16 protein-coding genes are annotated in these 19,541 nt (G+C 43.2%); 10 read left to right on the forward strand and 6 right to left on the reverse strand.

The genetic code is table 11. The features are described from left to right. Positions 1–22: 22 nt before the first annotated feature. Both MHB37_RS09635 and MHB37_RS09640 read left to right on the forward strand, forming a co-directional pair. Positions 23–1,384, forward strand: a complete 1,362-nt coding sequence (locus tag MHB37_RS09635; protein WP_076124983.1) for a glycoside hydrolase family 28 protein — start codon at positions 23–25, stop codon at positions 1,382–1,384. Between the two features lie 39 nt (positions 1,385–1,423). Continuing rightward, the gene (locus tag MHB37_RS09640; RefSeq protein WP_076191240.1) at positions 1,424–2,380 is read left to right on the forward strand and encodes a pectinesterase family protein; all 957 of its coding nucleotides are present in this window, start codon (positions 1,424–1,426) and stop codon (positions 2,378–2,380) included. 88 nt (positions 2,381–2,468) lie between these two features. Here the strand turns inward: MHB37_RS09640 and MHB37_RS09645 are convergent, their stop codons facing one another. Together MHB37_RS09645 and MHB37_RS09650 are read right to left on the reverse strand one after the other, a co-directional pair. Next, entirely contained in the window at positions 2,469–3,467 is a 999-nt protein-coding gene (locus MHB37_RS09645; protein ID WP_341171886.1) for an NADP-dependent oxidoreductase, read from the reverse strand. Positions 3,468–3,485: 18 nt separating this feature from the next. Further along, on the reverse strand, positions 3,486–3,950 hold the full coding sequence (locus tag MHB37_RS09650; protein WP_405169177.1) for a MerR family transcriptional regulator: 465 nt from the start codon (positions 3,948–3,950) through the stop codon (positions 3,486–3,488). Between the two features lie 176 nt (positions 3,951–4,126). Here MHB37_RS09650 and MHB37_RS09655 point away from each other — a divergent pair, with 176 nt between their 5' ends. The 5 genes from MHB37_RS09655 (at position 4,127) to MHB37_RS09675 (ending at position 11,377) form a co-directional block, all read left to right on the forward strand. Further along, the gene (locus MHB37_RS09655) at positions 4,127–4,978 is read left to right on the forward strand and encodes an SDR family NAD(P)-dependent oxidoreductase (RefSeq protein ID WP_340012263.1); all 852 of its coding nucleotides are present in this window, start codon (positions 4,127–4,129) and stop codon (positions 4,976–4,978) included. A gap of 174 nt (positions 4,979–5,152) precedes the next feature. Next, positions 5,153–7,057: an ATP-dependent DNA helicase gene (locus MHB37_RS09660; protein ID WP_370510779.1), complete on the forward strand. Its 1,905-nt coding sequence runs from the start codon at positions 5,153–5,155 to the stop codon at positions 7,055–7,057. A gap of 218 nt (positions 7,058–7,275) precedes the next feature. Beyond that, the gene (locus MHB37_RS09665) at positions 7,276–8,319 is read left to right on the forward strand and encodes a YeiH family protein (protein ID WP_076278601.1); all 1,044 of its coding nucleotides are present in this window, start codon (positions 7,276–7,278) and stop codon (positions 8,317–8,319) included. 110 nt (positions 8,320–8,429) lie between these two features. Further along, a complete protein-coding gene (locus MHB37_RS09670) occupies positions 8,430–9,239 on the forward strand; it encodes a MerR family transcriptional regulator (protein ID WP_076124994.1) in 810 nt (269 codons plus the stop codon). Positions 9,240–9,439: 200 nt separating this feature from the next. Beyond that, complete coding sequence (locus MHB37_RS09675) at positions 9,440–11,377, forward strand: FAD-dependent oxidoreductase (protein ID WP_405169178.1); 1,938 nt, start codon at positions 9,440–9,442, stop codon at positions 11,375–11,377. Positions 11,378–11,454: 77 nt separating this feature from the next. Here the strand turns inward: MHB37_RS09675 and MHB37_RS09680 are convergent, their stop codons facing one another. Continuing rightward, positions 11,455–11,871 (reverse strand): MarR family winged helix-turn-helix transcriptional regulator, encoded by a 417-nt coding sequence (locus MHB37_RS09680; RefSeq protein ID WP_038569750.1) that lies wholly within the window; start codon positions 11,869–11,871, stop codon positions 11,455–11,457. Between the two features lie 135 nt (positions 11,872–12,006). Here MHB37_RS09680 and MHB37_RS09685 point away from each other — a divergent pair, with 135 nt between their 5' ends. Then, positions 12,007–12,468, forward strand: coding sequence for a DUF2798 domain-containing protein (locus tag MHB37_RS09685; protein ID WP_076218537.1), 462 nt, complete (start codon positions 12,007–12,009; stop codon positions 12,466–12,468). A 108-nt stretch (positions 12,469–12,576) separates the two neighbouring features. Here MHB37_RS09685 and MHB37_RS09690 read toward each other — a convergent pair whose 3' ends face one another. Beyond that, a complete protein-coding gene (locus tag MHB37_RS09690; protein ID WP_405169179.1) occupies positions 12,577–13,518 on the reverse strand; it encodes a MerR family transcriptional regulator in 942 nt (313 codons plus the stop codon). A gap of 345 nt (positions 13,519–13,863) precedes the next feature. Between MHB37_RS09690 and MHB37_RS09695 the strand changes: the two genes are divergently transcribed. Continuing rightward, positions 13,864–15,660 (forward strand): methyl-accepting chemotaxis protein, encoded by a 1,797-nt coding sequence (locus MHB37_RS09695; protein WP_405169180.1) that lies wholly within the window; start codon positions 13,864–13,866, stop codon positions 15,658–15,660. Positions 15,661–16,385: 725 nt separating this feature from the next. Here the strand turns inward: MHB37_RS09695 and MHB37_RS09700 are convergent. Both MHB37_RS09700 and MHB37_RS09705 read right to left on the reverse strand, forming a co-directional pair. After that, positions 16,386–17,273: an NAD-dependent epimerase/dehydratase family protein gene (locus MHB37_RS09700; RefSeq protein ID WP_405169181.1), complete on the reverse strand. Its 888-nt coding sequence runs from the start codon at positions 17,271–17,273 to the stop codon at positions 16,386–16,388. Positions 17,274–17,740: 467 nt separating this feature from the next. Then, a complete protein-coding gene (locus MHB37_RS09705; protein ID WP_405169182.1) occupies positions 17,741–18,757 on the reverse strand; it encodes a sigma factor-like helix-turn-helix DNA-binding protein in 1,017 nt (338 codons plus the stop codon). Positions 18,758–18,940: 183 nt separating this feature from the next. Between MHB37_RS09705 and clpP the strand changes: the two genes are divergently transcribed. Continuing rightward, on the forward strand, positions 18,941–19,522 hold the full coding sequence (gene clpP, locus MHB37_RS09710) for an ATP-dependent Clp endopeptidase proteolytic subunit ClpP (RefSeq protein ID WP_036679301.1): 582 nt from the start codon (positions 18,941–18,943) through the stop codon (positions 19,520–19,522). Positions 19,523–19,541: the final 19 nt, after the last annotated feature.

Raw genomic sequence — 19,541 nt, forward strand, 5'->3', positions numbered from 1 at the left:
TATAGAACAGGGGGGCTTATGAATGTTGATCTACAATATTGAGGATTTTGGAGCGCTTAAGAATAGTAAAAAGTTAGCGACTGAAGCGATAACGCGTGCGATTGAAGCGGCAAATAAAGCCGGTGGAGGAACCGTTTATGTACCGGCTGGTACGTTCTTAACCGGTGCAATTCATATGAAAAGCAATATCGAATTGAATTTAAATCCTGGTGCCATTCTTTCATTCAGTACGAACCCGGAGGATTACCCTGCAGTGGAATGCAGATGGGAGGGAGTGAAGCAGCAGGTTCATTCACCTTGTATTTATGGAAGAGAGTTAGTTAATGTATCGATCACTGGCAGCGGAATGATTAACGGAAATGGTGAACTCTGGTGGGATAAGTTTCGGAACCGCCGGGAAGAGCTGCAGTATCCCCGGCCGACTCTAATCGGCTTGGATAGCTGTCAGCGGGTAACCCTTAAAGATATCGCGCTGGTCAATTCTCCAAGCTGGACCGTTAATCCGATAGGCTGTTACAATGTGACTATTGATAATATTTCCATTCTGAACCCGGCCGACTCTCCGAATACAGATGGCATTAATCCAGAGTCTTGCACCAATGTGCGAATTAGCAATTGCAATATTGATGTCGGTGATGACTGCATTGCGATCAAGGCAGGAACTGAGGATACCAAAGAACGAGTTCCTTGTGAGAATATCACGATCACCAACTGCACTATGGTACATGGACACGGGGGTGTCGTACTCGGTAGTGAAATGAGTGGAGATATTCGTAATGTCACGATTAGTAATTGTGTGTTTAAACAAACCGATCGTGGAATCCGGATGAAATCAAGACGGGGACGCGGGGGAACGATTGAAGATATTCGGATCAGCAATATTGTAATGGAGGACGTTATTTGTCCGTTTACTCTAAATCTATATTATTTCTGTGGACCACGCGGGAAAGAAAAATATGTGTGGGATAAAAATCCTTATCCGATTACAGAGGAAACGCCGTGTTTTAGACGCATTCATTTTGCCAATATTACCGCACGTAATGTTCATGCCGCAGCGGGTTTCTTATACGGGCTTGCTGAGCAGTATGTATCCGAGATTACGTTTACCAATGTGGACATCTCCATGGCGACGAATGCAATTCCCGGCCATCCAGACATGATGACAGGGATCGAAAACATGAATAATCGCGGGTTTTTCCTCGGGAATGCAAGAGATGTTCAATTTCATCAGGTGACGATTGAGAACCATGAAGGGCCTGCTTTTTACATTGAAAATGGAGAAGCTGTAGAGATCATAAATTGTCGATCAAAAAACACGAAGAAGCCGGAAAAATTAGTAGAACAAGCTACAGTGTCACCTGAAGCACAGAATGTCTGTCCATAAGAGAAAGTTATCAATTTATTGAAAGGAAAAGAATCCACTATGCTTGTTGTAGGAAAAGAATCTTTTTGCGCTTATCACACGATTCAAGAGGCGGTAGATTCACTAGAGCAGGGGCCATCCGGTCAAGCGGATACGCTTTATATTTTGTCAGGGGTCTATAAAGAGGCAGTGCGGATTTATCGTTCTAATCTTACGATCATAGGGATTGGCTACGTGGAGATTGTTATGAATCGTTACGCGAAAGAGCGTGATGAAGCGGGCGAAGAAATCAATACATTCTCTACACCAACGTTATTTCTGGGCGGGAGCCATCTGGTCTTGGAGAATCTGGTGATTACCAATAATGCAGGGCAGGGTGAAAATATCGGGCAGGCCGTAGCTGTGTATGCTAATTGTGATCAAACCGTATTCAGAAATTGTACTTTAAAAGGGTATCAGGACACGTTGTTCACAGGACCTTTGCCACCTGCACCCAAAGAGCGATCTACGTTTGGAGGTATACCACTGAGAGAACACCATGCCCAATATCGGCAGTTGTATCAGCATTGCTATATAGAGGGAACAGTGGACTTTATATTTGGTGGGGCTACAGCATATTTTGACAGATGTGAAATTCGCAGCTTGTGTCATAGTGAGAATCAAGCAGGTTATATTACGGCTGCCTCCACACCTGAGGGACAATCGTATGGTTATATTTTTAAAAATTGCTTTTTAACAGCAGCTCCTGATATTGCTCCGGTGTTTCTGGGCCGTCCTTGGCGTGAGTATGCTAAAACCGTATTTGTAGATTGCCAGTTGGGTGCACATATACATCCACTTGGCTGGGATAACTGGGACAACACCGCTAATGAACAAACCGTTAGTTATCAGGAATATGGCGTGAAGGATGCAATTCCCCTGAGTAAGCAACGTGTGTTTTGGGCAGATTGCTTTGAAGATGGCGACGAGACGCTGGATAAAGAGTTTGTTTTTGCTGGAACGGATTTTTGGAAATAGATAATTTAATTAACGAGTACACAAGTAAAAAACGGTAGTCTAGACAGAAGCATAAAGTCTTAGACTGCCGTTTTATTTAAATGTTGTATCACTTTATTTTTAATATGATCTTTCCTTTAGCTCTGCCCGATTCGGAATACTCCATCGCTTTCTGCGCCTCTACAAAAGGAAACACTTGATCAATAACAGGTTTTATTTGTCCGGATTCAATAAGCTCTGAAATGATTTCTAATTGACTGCCACTTGGTTTCATGAACAGAAAGCTGTATTTAACCTTGTACTTTGCCTCTAATTTGCTCAGCTTCCGGGTAATCAAGCGAAAAATATTAGTTTTTATGAACCCAGCTCCATACTCTTTTCCGAAGCGTGCATTAGGCAACCCTGAAACCGATACAATTTGTCCTCCCTGTTTGACTGTTTTAAAAGCTTTTTCTAATGTTTCACCGCCAATGGTATCGAATACTCCATCATAATTTTGTGAAATCTTATCAAATGCTTCGGTTTTATAATTGATAATTTGATCGGCTCCAAGTGACTTGACCAATTCTGCTCCAGCATCGCTTGTAGTAGTAGCCACGTATATCCCCATCGCTTTGGCAAGTTGGATAGCAAAGGTGCCAACACCGCCCGCTCCCGCTTGAATCAATACCTTTTGTCCTGCCGTTAGCTGTAATATATCATGTAATGCTTGATAAGAAGTAAGCCCGACTAATGGGATGGATGCAGCTTCCTCAAAGGAAAGATTGTGAGGTTTGAGAGCTATATCCTCTTCATGTACGGAGATATATTCTGCGAAGGTTCCAATTCTATCTTTTCTGGGCCGTCCGTAAATCTCATCACCTATCTTGAATTTTTTAACATTCTTTCCTACTTGGATGACAATCCCTGAAAAATCATTTCCTAAAACTAGGGGCATGTTGTATTTCAACAGCGTACGTACTTTGCCATCCCGCACTTTGAAATCGATAGGATTAATACTTGCTGCGTGGATCTCTGCCAATACATCGTAATCACCCACTGCGGGTGTTGGGATGTCGGCTAGTTGAAGAGGGTAATTCCCGTATTTTTTTATGATCATTGCTTTCATCCTAAAAACTCCAATTCATTAATTATTCATTTTTGCTGATCCAGAAAAATAACTCATCTCAACAGGGGAGATGTTTTTTGATTTCGATTTGTCCTCGCTTTTATCTGAGCAGTCTCGGCGATATTTCCCTTGTTCCAGCTTCATATCAATAAAATGGACAACCTGCTGCAGCGACGAGATTTGGCTGACGATGTTTTCTCGATGGTTCCTTAAATGCTCCACCAGTTCAGGATAATCTGCGGGATCAGCGTCAGCGGAGACCGCCAAAAATGGTTGCATTTCCTGCAAGGGCATGCCTGTTTTTTTGAGGCAGGATAGCAGCAGGATTGTATCTATGTCTTCCTGCCGGTAAACGCGATGCCCGTTGTCCTTCCGGTCTGCCCGGGGAAGCAGCGCGATCTTTTCGTAATAGCGGATTGTATCCTCGGATATTCCGGTTTGCACGGCGGTTTCTTTTATCGTAAACGTTTGCTCTGCCTTCATACTGTACCTCCTGGAGATTGCTTTGTGTGTGCATTATACAACTTGGAGCTGACTCCAAGTCAAGACCTTATCTCTGGGACAAAATCTTTTTATTACGCCTTGACTTGGAGTCGACTCCAATTAATAAAATGTGCGTTATAAGAAGAAGATATCCCGAATTCAGGAGGAGATTTACAATGAGCACACAGCAACGTGAAAATATCGCATTGATTACAGGCGCTAACGCCGGGATTGGATTGGAATTAACTCGAAAATTGCTAGCGGAGGATTGGCAGGTGGTTGCTTTGAACCGTTCCGGTTTTCCAGCCGATGATGAGAACATCCAAAAAGCCATCAAAAACGGTTGGCTTCGTATTTATAAAACAACCGATCTCGCGGATTTTGCCAGCTTGAGAGGGACACTGGAAGAGATCAAAGGCAAGGAGCAGCGGATCGATATTTTGTTCAACAATGCCGGCGGGAGCTTCCCTGAACTGAGCTATTCGACACAGGGGCGCGAAAAGCACTATGAGTTGATGACCGTTGTGCCGTATATTATTTTAATGGAATTGAAGGATATCCTACAAAAAGGACGCTTAAAAACGGTGATCAACACCTCATCCTCCGCGCTTAAGTTTACGAAAGAGTTTACGATTGAAATCCTGGAGCGTCCCACCACCTTCCGCAAGCTGCTTGGTCCTTACGCCACCTCAAAGCTGGCATTATCGTTATGGACACAGGCCGCTGCGCCGCAGCTTGCTAACGAGGGCATCATGATTCGCAGTGTTGATCCGGGTAGCAATAACACGCTGCGAAAAGGAAAAAATTCTGGACTGCCTCTAATAGTTAAACCGTTGATGAAGCTGTTTTTCTCTCCGCCTACCCACGGCGCCGACCAATTGTATGAGGGTGCTCTGGGAGAACACCGTGGGGAGACGGGGGTGTTTCTTTGGAAAGGCCAGGTTGCGGATTTGAAATTTAAGGATCAAGCCCGGAATGTTTTGGAAAGGATTAGTGATATTTACGAAAATGAGTATCTTCGTTATTAATCAGATCTTTAGTTGTCTCTAATTATTTTTTGTAATTCCTCCAAACGTATGAGATAATAGAGTTTTTCCGTTGATTCTATTTTTCATGGCATGGTAGAGATGCCTGATCAAATATTGGAGGTAGGCTTGTTGGCGAAACAGTATCCTTTTGAATATGATCGGACCAAACCTTTTATGGAGCAAGTAGGGGAATGGGTCGGAGATGTATTCTATGAAATTCTTCCTGAGGCTGGATTTGAAGTACGTGATGAACAGATATATATGGCCTTTCAGGTAGAGCGGGCTTTTGCCGAGAAAAAGACGATTTTTGCTGAAGCAGGGGTCGGAACAGGCAAGACATTAGTGTATTTGTTGTATAGCATTTGTTACGCGCGTTATATGGGCAAACCTGCGATTATTGCATGTGCGGACGAGTCCTTGATTGAGCAGCTTGTGAAACCGGAAGGCGATATCGCCAAGCTTGCGAAGCATCTGAACATGAATATTGATGCTAGACTAGCGAAATCTCCGGATAAATATATGTGTCTGAAAAAGCTGGATCAGGCTCGGAACCATGATGATGAAAGCTTACCACTGGAGAGCTTGTACAGTACATTACCTGATTTTGTACATTCACATGCACCGATGCAGCAATTCCATGCTTATGGAGACCGCAGAGATTACCCTGATCTGAATGACGAACAATGGAACAAGATTAACTGGGATACGTTTCAGGACTGCTTTACTTGCGATATGCGTCACCGCTGCGGGCAGACCTTGTCCCGTGATCATTACCGGAAATCAAGTGATCTGATCATTTGTTCCCACGATTATTACATGGAGCATATTTGGACCTATGAAGCGCGTAAGCGGGAAGGGCAAATCCCTTTGCTTCCGGATCACTGTGCGGTTGTATTCGATGAAGGACATTTATTAGAATCAGCGGCCATGAAGGCGCTTGGCTATAAGATGAAGCATGTCGTCTTTGAAGAATTGATTTCTCGCCTGCTACAGAACGAGATTCGTGAAACGCTGGCGGTTCTGATTGATGAAGCGATCATGCAAAGTGAGCAAATGTTCAAAGCGATTCGCCGTCAATGCCGAAACATACCGGGATCAGATCGGAAAAGCATTGCGCTGAATGCTTCATTGATTCGTGAGGTACACCGGATGCGGAGTGTAATTGCTGCTATCGAAGAAGAATTAGTATTCGAGAGCGGACTCTACACGATTGATGAATACCAACTGCGAATTGTGGAGGAACGTTTGGAGACCATAGAGATCGCTTTGCGATTGTTTGAGGATTCAGGGGCTCTAATCTGCTGGGCGACAGAAGAAAGCGATGGTCTAACGCTGTCGGTCATGCCACGAAATGTCAAAGAGGTACTTCAAGACAGCCTGTTCACGCAAAAAATGCCAATCGTATTCTCATCGGCTACATTGTCTGTGGATAAATCATTCCAATACTTGAAGGACAGTCTTGGGATACAAGATTTTTTATCCTTCTCTGTAGACTCACCTTATGACTATGAGCACCAGATGAATGTCTATGTGCCAGAGCTTCAGAGTGGGGATTTTGCTGAGAAAATGGAAATTTCCCTGAAGCTTATTCAGCGGACTGAAGGTAGAGCGCTGCTACTGTTCCGTACTCGTGAAGAGCTTCTGCAATTCAAGCAGCTTAACTCATTACGACCGGAAAGCAGTTCATATTCATTTTTATATGAAGGGGATCAAGAAATCAGCTATTTGATTTCGGCGTTCCAACGGGATGAGCATAGCGTGTTATGTGCGGTCACCTTATGGGAGGGGCTAGACATCCCTGGACCTTCATTATCTAATGTGATCATATGGTCGCTGCCGTATCCTCCGCTTGATCCAGTGTTTATGGCAAAACGGGCGGAAACCTCCACTCCCTTTGAAGATGTGGATTTGCCTTACATGCTGTTAAGACTCAAACAAGGGATGGGGCGGCTGATTCGAACCGGTACAGATCAAGGAATTGTAACTGTACTTGCGGAAGAGGAAGGGCAACATCCGGTACACGAATATATAACTTCTGTACTTCCAAAAGGGACTCGATTACAGAAGCTGGAAGCTTAAATATCACTAACGATTATAATTGCTCCTTTGGTGAGGCAGATGCTACGGCATTTATGTTTCACTCGAAGGAGCTTTTTTGTCTAAAATTAAGCATAAGTATTCCTAATCTTACGGATAGGATATTGGTATTTAACTTCCGGGCGGTGTCGTATTATTGTTGAGTCATGGGATGTATTTATACAGCATCATCTAGAGATTCATCAAGGAGTGTATACGACATGGGTCAATCAGAAGGTTTGTATCAACCAGATCACAACAAAAAGGTTGGGTTTGCATTAGGGATAGGGCTAACCTTAGTTATCGCATTATTGGCAAAATTTTTAGCGGGTTTTCCATTCCTATCTATTATGGGGCAATTGGTCATTGCCATCTTAATCGGGATTATTTGGCGAGCTACGATAGGAGTGCCAAATAGCATCACACATGGCACCGATTTTTCCAGTAAAAAACTGCTTCGTCTTGGGATTATCTTGCTCGGTATGCGGCTTAATCTAAAGGATATCGTTGCTGCAGGACCTCGGGTATTTCTTTTGGCAGTCATCGTCATTATATTTGCGATCTCCGTTGTATACGGACTGGCTCGACTGTTCAAAGTAGATAAGCGCCTCAGTATCTTAACTGCCTGCGGAACTGCGATTTGCGGTGCGGCAGCTGTGGTTGCCATCGCTCCACAGATAAAAGCCAAAGATGACGAAACTGCTATTGGTGCAGCTATAGTAGCTATATTAGGCACAATATTTACACTGCTGTACACATTTTTATATCCTTTTCTCGGCTTATCAGATTTAGGTTATGGGGTATTCGCAGGAGCGACTTTACATGAAATTGCTCACGTTATCGCGGCTGCGGATGCAGGTGGAAATGCTGCCGTTGATATGGCGGTCATCGTTAAATTGACCCGGGTGGCTTTACTTGTGCCGGTGGCTATTTTAATTGGGATTTGGTCCAATCGTGAAGAAAGAAAAGTGCAAGGTGGAGCGGCTAAAGCTTCGTGGAAAAGCATTCCAATCCCTTGGTTTATTCTAGGATTTCTAGTTGTCAGTGGTGTGAATTCGTTAGGAATCGTCTCCGCATCAGTAGCCAATGGGATCGTTACGATTGCTTATATGTTAATCGCTATGGCGATGGCAGGGCTTGGATTAAACGTTGATTTGGCGGCATTTAGACGGCTTGGAATGAAGTCTTTTGCAGCGGGACTTATAGGTTCGGTCATGTTATCTTTAGTTGGATTTATGTTAGTTCACTTACTTGCGCTAGCGTAGTTAGCATGTACACCCTGAGTATGAAATGAGTTACTTCATATCCAAACAGCATCCTTCTCTTTATCATTTAGTGTGGTAGGATATGCATGAAATGAATGGAGGGACTTCAAGTGAAGTATTGCATAGGTGAATTTGCTTCCATTCTCGGGGTAACTGCGGATACGCTGAGATTATACGAGAAACATGATATTGTTAGGCCTACAAAAGATAACAGCAATAATTATAGATATTTTAATGATTTAGATGCAAGGGATCTGTTAATGAGCAGATGGTATCGCAGTATGGAAATTCCATTGCCCGAAGTGGCACTTCTGATGAAGGATTCCTCTATTGAGCAAGTTATGGGATTGATGCAGCAGTCTCAGCAGAGTTTAGAAGAAGAGATTAAGCAAAAGACGATGCTGCTAAACAAGATGAATGAAATTCATAAAGAGCTTAAGGAAATAGAGTCCTCATTATATATATGTAAACTTAAACAACTGCCAGGCATGTACAGGCTTAAGCAAACGGATAAAAATGCATTATTAAAAAATGATATCGTAAAAAGCCTCGTCAACACTTGGATGGATAGGCTTCCTTATGCGTTTTATTCTTTTAAGATTGAGGACGCGGGGGTGTTATCCGGTGATAATAACTTTGACTATAGCTGGGGGCTTACCTTACCCGAGGAGGAAGTGCAGAAATTTGCAATGGATATCGATGAATATGTAGAGTACATTAGCCCGAGTACCTGTATCTCTGCTATCATGTTATCTACGGATGGACATTATATCACGAAGAAATCTTTGCAGTTTATGATAGATTACATCGAAGCAAATGGTTATACCATAGCGGGTGATGTGGTGGGTAAATTAATGCTTACTGAAAAAATAGAAGGCAATAACCGCTCATATTTGGAAGTGAATATTCCAATTGTATAAGTTTATTTTTATAAACACCTGCTCTAAGAGCGGGTGTTTTTTCTTTTTGGACAAGAATTGGACATTGACCTTGGTGCTGCACCAATGTTTATACTTCGGTATATAGCTTGGCAACGTTCGGTAGATATGTATAGATATGAATGTGAAAAATATCACGTTCTTGGCGAGCTATAAGATATTAGATACTGGGGGAGAAGAGAATGCGCAACAGAAATTTCACCAAGAAAATGCTCATGTTAACTTTTTGTATGGTGCTGATCGTTTCCATGCTGAGCGGATGCAAAGGAAATGGGGAGTCGGCAAATTCGTCATCATCATCTTTTAAAGCCGGTACATTCGCAGGGGAAGCGGAAGGCAAAGAGGGCGTGATTAAAGTAGAAATCACTATGGATGAGCCAGATAAAATTAAAGATATTAAGATCGTAAGCCAGTCAGAAACGGGTGGTCTAGGCGATAATGCACTTGAAAAAATAAAAGATCAAATTCTGGAAGGACAAACCTTGGCAGTAGATGCTGTTAGTGGTGCGAGTCTTTCCAGTGAAGCAATGCTCGCGGCAGTTGAAGATGCCGTAACCAAAGGTGGAGGAAATCTGGAAGTCCTTAAAGCCGGTGGCGTGCAAAAAGCAGGTGAAGGTAAAACGGAAAAGCTTGAATCAGACGTAGTGGTAGTAGGCGCCGGTGCATCTGGTGTGTCCGCAGCGGTAACCGCTGCTGATAAAGGTGCCAAGGTTATTATTATCGAAAAAACAGGAGTTATCGGGGGAGCAAGTAATCTATCCTGGGCCGGTAAGTTCTATAATTCTTCCGCAGCTACTGACAATAATCTTAAAGTAAATGTGGAAAAAGAAATTGCCGATTGGATTGTCAACAATCACTGGAGAGTTGACGCTGCAGCGATTAGACAATACGTAACGAAATCCGGCGAAACTTATGATTGGTTAGCAGAAAAAGGGTATAAAACCAGCTTCCTAAACTTCTTCGGAGAGCAGCTGCATGTGCTGCCAGCTTATGAAACCCGGGAAGAGACCCTTCGGAAAATGTTGGCTGAATCGGTTGAACAAAAGGGTGGACAAGTGATCACCGAAACCACTGCCACAAAGCTGATTACCAATGAAGCAGGAGAAGTTACAGGTATTGTGGCTGAGAAATCGGACGGGACTACTCTTGAAATCACAGCAAAAAGTGTCGTAATGGCAACAGGCGGTTATGCCGCAAATTCGGAAATGGTTAAAGAAGCTTTTGGTTTTGAAGGGGTTAACGGAGGACTAGGTCAGAATGTTGGGGAAGGTCTGAAAATGGCTTGGGAAGCAGGAGCCAAGGTTCCTGATAACTTCGGTGGACAAATGCTGCACCAAACATTAGCCAGAGCAACACAAGGACTAAAAGCACAATATGAGCCTTTTGAAGCAAGTTATCCGCTGATGTTGACGTATCTGCCTAACTTCATGAATGTCGGTTCTTCCGGAGCACGTTTCAGAGATGAAGCAGCTACATTAACATCGGTCGCAGCAGCTAATACGAGTGCATTTAATGGTGCTTATCATATGGTTATCGTATCAAAATCTCAATTGGCTGCTCTTCAGTCCAAGGGGATGAAAGGTGTTAACGCACCAAGCCTGCCAGGAATGCCACCAGAATTTTATGCCGAATTTGCAGATCAATTCACGTTAGAGAATCCATGGGTAAATGCAGAAAAGGTGTTTGATTCTATGGTAGAAAACGGAGATGGCTACAAAGGAAATACAATCGAAGAATTAGCAACAAATGCAGGTATGGATGTAGATGTGTTTGTAGAAAATTACAATAGTTATAAAGAAGCTACAAAAACTGGTGTGGATACTGAATTTGGTAAAGCTGCTGATTATTTAGAGCCAATGGGCGAAGAAGGACCGTATTATGCCATCGTCGCTGAAATCAACAACTTGGGTTCTGTAGGTGGCTTGCTGGTAAACACTAAGTTCCAAGTGCTAAATGATAAACGTACACCAGTAAAAGGATTGTTTGCTGTAGGGCTTGAATCGGAAGGCGTATTATTCAACGATACCTATGTGGGCAATGGGGTTGGAATTGGTTATTCCTTTACTTCAGGTCGTCTAGGTGGAGAGAGCGCGGCAAACAGTGCTTTGAAAGCTAATTAACGACAATTTCCCGGAAAATAATTCAATCTTTTTAAAGCCGCAGAGTAGACAACTCTGCGGCTTTTTTTTGCTGGAGATTAGAGCCAATCTTCTTTTAGCAAAGATTTAAGAAGCTCTACATTTGTTACTCCCAGCTTGGCAGCGATCTGCTGCTCTAATTCAATTTTGGTGATCATCATTCTGTTATTGCATTCTATACCCTTTGGAGTGAGGACAATATTTTTGTCACGCTGATTTCCTTCGACTTCAACGGCTTCAACATAACCACGGGATAACATGCCTTGAATGCTTTTATGCGTGCCCTGTCTTGAAATATGAATTATTCTACTGATTTCTGAGATCGATAACATTTCTCGGGCCTCAAGAACTGCAAGAATGTGGGATTCGGTCTTATTGATTTGATCCGGGTCTTTGTCTGTCACTATTTTACGTAAAGCTAGATGCTTCTCACTGAGTAAATCAATCAGGTTCATTTTTTGCAGCTGCTTATTCATTAGAACACTCCTAAATGATGGCTCGTTTATCCCAGTATAAGTCATTTGCGATTATTGTCAACTTGGTTGACTTGATTTGAGAATTTGTGTTATTGTAATCCAAGTTGACAATATAGAGATAAAAGGAGCTTGAAGATGGGAAGAAACAAAAAAGAAGCATTTTTATTTACGTTCATCATGTGTTTTTTGATGGTACTGGGGATGAGTATTTACAATGTAGCACTAATGGAGGGTTGGTCAGGCACGTTAGTTAAGGATGTGATTGTCGGCTACTTGCCTGCATTTATAGTTGCACTCATTCTAGATGTGTTTGTTGTAGGCAAGGTTGCGAAGGGGATCGCGCATAAGCTGGTTAAAGAAAATGATCCGATGATCAAAAAAATCATGTTCATATCCTTTTTTATGGTGACCGGAATGGTATTGTTCATGTCCTTCTATGGCGCAGTTCTCCATGTTGGATTTTCTGCTGAGCTACCAAGAGCTTATCTGTCTGCCATAGGTAAAAATTTTATTTTTGCACTTCCACTGCAAATCATTTTAGTTGGGCCGCTTACACGATTTATTTTTGTGAAAATTACTCCAGCTGTGTCTGCGTAGGGAATAAATCAATAGAAGCAATATACAACAAAACGCTCTCCGTCTGCCCGAATAAGCAGAAGAGAGCGTTTTTTTTAGATGAGAAACGTTTATCTATGGCTCGCTCGTTTACGCAAGCGCGTGAACTCTCTTTTTTACAGGTTCGAGTAGATTTAGGGCATACTCATTTCCGCTACCTTTGGGACTATCGTTACGGATATGCTCCTCCAGACATAATCTGGAATTGTGATCCGCTTGATAATCAGGATGAGTATCCAGATACCCCATTAGGGCTTGCCATGAGCCGTAGATATCATCAGTGCTTTCTGTCAGAGCATAGTGGCCGCCGTCGAGCCGCATTTCCTTTAGATGAGCTGGTATCTTCACATTTTCCGGAATTGAGGCACAGAATCCATATCCGTAAGGTTTATTCTCACCACTTGGATGCGGGTTCGTATTGCCGCCAAACAGCCGTGCTGTGCCTAATAGTTGACTAGCGTCCAGCCAATCATTAACTGGAATCATAGCTTCATCTTCTGGAGAGGTACTAACCGCAACATTGTAGGCAAATCTCATAGCTGGGAGAGTAATGAATCTTACATGAATAGGGCTAGAGTGATTAATAGTTGGCATAGATATAACCTCCTCAGTTTTAGTCATACCATCCGATGGACTGCATGACTTTTCGTTTAGTTCAGATAATAATTGATTTGTAATGGGTTCCTCGAGATGGGCGGATATCCACTGTAAAAAGAGATGGATTTCACCTTCTCTATTTGTTAGTTCTGTTTTTTGATTGTGAATAGAAGCCGCTTGCTGGCTGAGCGCTTCGTACATGGACTGAACGGACATATTTTTAAGCACGGTTCCAATATCCTTGATGCTAATATCCAGCTTTCTTAATAATGAGGTAACCCGAATGGCGAGTATTGCTTTCTCATCATAAATCCGCCAGCCAGAGCTGCTGTCCCGCTTACTTTCAAACAATCCTTGAGCTTCCCAGTGACGCAGAGTCCGACTCGTCAGTCCGAATTGCGCAGAAAGCTTATCAATGGTAACAAATCCGCTCATAGACAACTCCCATTTCATAGTTTGATAAGGCGCCTTATGTGGATTATTTTAGCATTTAACGTTACGTCAATTGCAAGGAGAATTAATGATTGGGTATTCGAGATAATTTACATTTCTCATACAAAACATTGTCCAGTATTTAACGTCCAGCTTCTACAATCAAGATATTGGTAGAATGTACCTATTGCAATATGAGGCTTTATACGGAGGATGATATTGTTGAAAGCTAGATCTATGCATCTAACTATGAAATGGAAGTTGATTTTGAGTTTTTCCGCCGTTGTTCTTTTCTTTTTGGGAGTAGCGTTTTATCAAAATCATAAAATCAGCCAAGTGGAGATTTCTATGGAAACGCAAAAAGCTGAGATGGAAAAACGAATTACCGTGTCTATCATTACGCAACTGCTGCAGGAAATGAATGCGATAGAATCTTCGTTAGCGGGTTCGAGTGATTTGGAGTTCGTCCAACCCTTTAAGGACAAGCAAACAAAGCTGATTAAAGAGTTGGCGACGGTGAATTTTGCGGCAGGTTCGCCGGCATTTAAAGAGTTAGAACAATTACATAGTCAGATTGGGGAATATACGGGATATTTTGACGAATTGGTAAAGACCATAGAAGACGAGCAGCTTGATCCCATGAGTGTGCTGGAACAAATCGATGAATTACATACGAAAGCTACAGCGTTGAGTGAAGTCATGCTAGTGACTAATGAACAATTGTATACGGCAGCAGCAGAGAATGCAGAAAAAGCACAGGATTATTCTTTTGATCTGCTTAATCTGACCACCTCTATAGTTGCTTACGCAGCTGTGCTAGTGTTTATTTTCACATTAGTGATTGCGGTTATGCTCATACGTTCCTTCCTCAATCCTATTCATAAACTGCAAGTGGCTCTGCGAAAAATTGCCGAAGGAGATTTGCGTCAGCAGATTAATTCACCTTACAACGATGAGTTGGGCAGTTTGAGTCATCATTTTGATCATATGGTGGAGCGGGTCCGGGAAATGCTTCAGCATACCCAGTCAGTAGCCTCTTCGCTGGCAACTTATTCGCATTCTTTTCAAGAATCTTCATCTATAACGGCGCATACGAATCAAGATATCGTAAGCACTATACAGGAAATCTCGGTAGGCGCAGAACAGCAGGCAGGACAATCTGAGCAGAGCGCTGGCCTGATTCAGGAGCTGGAACGTGAAGTGAATGAGATCACGGAGTATACCGAGGTTATGCTGGCTACCAGTCAAACGGCTAATCACAATACTCGTAAAGGATCTGAATCCGTCATCGCCCTCCGGGAGGTGTCTGAGCATTCGCGAGAATCTGTGAATAAAGTATATCTGGCTTTAACCAAACTGAGTGATCAATCAAAGGACATCTCACGCATTACTAAATCCATAACAGATATTTCTAATCAGACCAATATCCTCTCACTTAACGCAGCAATTGAAGCAGCCCGGGCGGGTGCTTACGGAAAAGGGTTCGCTGTCATCGCTGATGAAGTAAGACAATTATCTGTGCAGACCAAAGAGTCCTCCGTACATATCAGTCAGATTATTAGCGAGCTGCAATCCGGGATGGATGAATTCCAGCAATATATGCTGGTGACCAAAGGAAATCTTGAGGAACAGGATCATAAAGTGGCCGAAACGTTGTCCTCTTTTGAAGCGATTGATCATTCTATTGTGGAGATTAGTAAACAGATTGGGCAAATTCACGACAAAGTGGATATGACTCAGACTATGAACCGTAGACTCGCAGAGTCTGTGCATGCCGTCGCGGCCATCGCCGAGGAAACTGCGGCCGGGGTGCAAGAGGTGAACGCCTCCAGCGTACAGCAGGATCATGCTATCCGTGATATAGCCCGTCAAGCCATTGAGATTAATGAAATTTCGCAGAATTTATTCAAAGAAATCAACATTTTTAAGATTGATTCGGATGGGGACGATGGGGTCAGATATGAAGGTGACAGGGATACAAACCATGCTGGCAATCCAGAAGCTGGGGACACATTAGGAGACGCATTAGGAGATGATACATTAGGTGCTGGTGATCCTCCAGATGATGGCGGTACTCCAAATGATGGTAGTACACCAAATGCAGACGGTTCTAAAGAGGGGGCTTATCTGACAATCTCTGCTTAGCTCAGCGGGAAATGGCATTCTAAGCGTAAGGTGGAGTAGAGAGTAGAGAAAAGAGTAGGGAGTAGTGAGTAGGGAGTAGGGAGTAGGGAGTAGGGAGTAGGGAGTAGGGAGTAGGGAGTAGGGAGTAGGGAGTAGGGAGTAGGGAGTAGGGAGTAGGGAGTAGGGAGTAGGGAGTAGGGAGTAGGGAGTAGGGAGTAGGGAGTAGGGAGTAGGGAGTAGGGAGTAGGGAGTAGAGAGTAGAGAGCAGGGAGCAGGGAGCAGGGAGAAGGGAGTAGAGAGTAGTGAGTAGTGAGTAGGGAGAAGGGAGTAGTGAGTAGGGAGTAGGGAGAAGGGAGTAGTGAGTAGGGAGTAGGGTCTAGAGATTAGAGTTTATAGAATAGAGTTTAGAGATGAGAGGCTAAAGTTTAGCGCTTAGTGAGGTTCTACCTGCCGTTTTGATTTTAAGTGTATTTTATACAACTAAAAAAGTTTGTATTTAGCTTGATTAGGGTTTAGTTGTATTTAGTGCAGTTATTTCGAGGCGAAATGACGATAACGGTGGTTTAGTGGGGATATAATTGCATGAAATACAACTAAAACCAGATGGGAATACACATACCTGAAAATAGTTGTATAGAGTGCAATTAACTCATCGCGTAATTGTGATTTGTTGCATAAAGAAGCTGGCTCATTCGTGGGAGTGTCCACGAAAAGCCAGCTTTTTATCGTAGTAACATAGTTAGTAATTAGTCCACGTACGTTTGATTTAGGGTGCTAACTAACTCTGGGAGCCAGTCACTTAGAGTGAGAAACTTGTATCCCTCCGATTGAGCTTTAGCTGTATCCATAAACCAGGATTGTGTGATCCCGAATGGAGAATTATGCGCATCCGCTGTTTCGCTTTGAATGACGGCTTGTTTTCCGGTCTCTTTTTCAATCAGCGAGATAAGGTCTTTAATACTAACCTTACCGTCTGAGCAAGCGTTGAGAGGACCCGTCACCGTCGAGTTGCCGAGCCAATACAGAAAATCAGCAGCTTCGTCCGAACGGATAAAACAGATATTTGCATCTGGATTCGGAATCCCGATGGGCAGTTCGTTACGTACATGTTCAATATGAAAATGGAGTCTTCGTGTATAATCGTCAGTTCCCAGAACAATCGGAAAGCGGACAGCAGCTACAGGGAAGTTAGCTTGTTGGATAAGGACAGCTTCCGCAAGTCTTTTCCCCTCCTGATAGGTGAAATCCTTTCGTCCTCCATAACGAATTGGGTACGTTTCAGGATCGAATATCTCTTCCGTCAGCGCTTGCTCACTGAAATCATAGACAGATAAACTTGAAGTCAGTATGTAACGTGTGGTTTTGCCGTCAAAAATACGGCGCGCCTGATCCGCTTCATTAGGTGAAAAACAAATATTATCGTAAACCACATCCCAACTCGTATCACCTAATGCTTGAGCGAAGGCCTCCGGTTGAGACCGATCTACCTGTATCCGGTGAACGAGATCGCCAAAAGGATCGCTTGTTTCCCCGCGCGTTAATATGGTGACTTCGTTCTTAGAATCCTCAAGCAGACGCTCGACCAAACGTTTCCCAAAAAAGCGTGTGCCGCCTAAAATAAGAATCTTCCTCATCAACCTCACTCCTTGATTGCTATTAATGGTTATTAAAACGACTGTTTATTGGTTTATATAAAGCTTCTGACTCATTGTAGCAGCGGGATCAGCCAGATCAGCAGCAATGTATTGAGTTTTGAGTGATACAAATTGGACTAAAGAGAAAGAGTTAGTTTGATTGTACTTCGTGCAATAGAATTCGTATTAGAGTGGAGAAAATTTGATCCTATTGCACTCTATACAATCAATGGATGAGCAAGTGGCATTAAACTAACTTTTCACCAGAATCTATTGCAGAGAGTGCAGCAGATTCAATTTTTGCGGCCAGGACGGCGGATTCTGTTGCACAATATGCAACGTTTGTAGCTAGTTACCACAAACAGCCCAAATGTTAATTGCACATTAAGCGCACAAATCACAATCATATCTGTTCGTTTTTAACGTAACGAGACACTTAGCTGCCCGAGATCCAGCTTAACGAAAAACTACGCCACCATACACATTCCTGGCGTGGTATAGTTCCAGCTGTTTGAACTGAATCCACCAGCTTGGAAGGTCTGGAAGCCTTGCAAGCTTTGGCTTGATACCGCCATTACAGGTTCCTGACTTTCGTCCGCAAATACAAGCTCGATCAGCTCGGCAATTTCCCCATGTTCATACGCGGCTGCAAGGCGGCTCAAGACGATCTGCATGGCTGTGTCCTGTGGTAAGGAAGGACCATCGGCCTGAAGAAGCTCTTGTCTTACGAGAGGGAGGGCTTGCCGGGCTCGGTGCAGAGCGGCTTTTATTGCCCCTTCTGTGGTATCGAGAATGTCGGCAGCTTCCATTGCAGAGTGTCCCAATACATCTCGAAGCAGGAACACCGCCTGTTGCAGCGGAGACAAATGACCCTGTAGTGCTTGAAAAGCAGCTTCGATCTCAAATGAACCATACTCCGCAGAGGCCTCAGTGGGGGACTGATCCAGCTCCAACACTCGTGACAAGGTGGCTTTTCGCCGCATGATATCAATCCATGTGTTTCGGGCAATCCGAAAAAGCAATGCCTCAGGATTTGGGTGATTTGTAGAACGGGTATGATGAGTAGAATTTGTAGGAATCGTAGAATGCATTGCAGTATTAGCAGACGTTGCAGTCTTAGATGGCGTTACAGCCTTTGCAGCCGTAGAAACCATATAGTTCATTTGATTAGTTTGATTAGTTTGATTAGTTTGATTAGTTTCAAGTTTTTGATTAGCTCTATTAGCTTCATTAGCTTTATCATTTTCAATGGTTTCTTTATTTTGTTTAACTTCATTCATTGAACTGTTCCCATTATTTGCGCTCGTTGAGTCCGAAGTCTTCATATAACCTAGGGCCTTGACCCATGTATCCTGAGCTAAATCATCGGCATCCCACGGGGATTGTGTCAATGCAAGACAATATCGCTTCAGAGCTATCTGCAAAGACCTGGTGTTACTTTCATCCGGCGCATCTCCGGTGCTAAGCTTCTCAAGGATGATCACTCTGCATAACTCCTTTTCCAGTAAGGTAATTTCGATTACTTCTAATAATAAACGAATGAGCAGGAAATTAAGATACGCAATTTTAAAAAATAAAAATTCCCACGCCTAACGTATCCTATCCCCATACTAATCCGTTTACAGGGTAGATTTCAAAACTCTAAAACAGATGGAGGTCGAATACGGATGGCGTACGTTCCTTATGTAGTCGAACAAACGAATCAAGGTGAAAGATCTTACGATATTTATTCGCGGCTGTTGAAGGACCGGATAGTGTTCGTAGGTGCGGAAATTGAGGATCAGCTGGCTAACAGTATTGTTGCCCAGTTATTGTTTTTATCAGCAGAAGATCCGGATAAAGATATACACATGTATATTAATTGTCCAGGTGGCTCTATCACCGCAGGCTTCAGTATTTATGACACGATGCAGCTTATTAAACCGCCGGTGAATACCATTTGTACAGGAATGGCGGCTTCTTTTGGTTCTTTGTTGTTATTGGCTGGGGCCAAAGGGAAACGTTATGCCTTGCCGAATAGCGAGATTATGATTCATCAGCCGCATGGTGGGGCGCAGGGGCAAGCTAGTGACATTGCGATCAGTGCCAAACGTATTTTGAAGGCAAGGGAAGTGCTTGTGCAAATTACAGCGGACCGAACTGGGCAGACGGTAGAGAAGGTACTGCAAGATATGGATCGAGATTATTTCATGTCAGCCGATGAGGCGGTTGAATACGGAATTATCGATAAGGTCATCACAAATCTCTAAGACGAAGGAGTGAAGAAGG

The sequence above is a fragment of the Paenibacillus sp. FSL H3-0286 genome, assembly GCF_045040705.1.
Lineage (GTDB): Bacteria > Bacillota > Bacilli > Paenibacillales > Paenibacillaceae > Paenibacillus_AQ > Paenibacillus_AQ odorifer.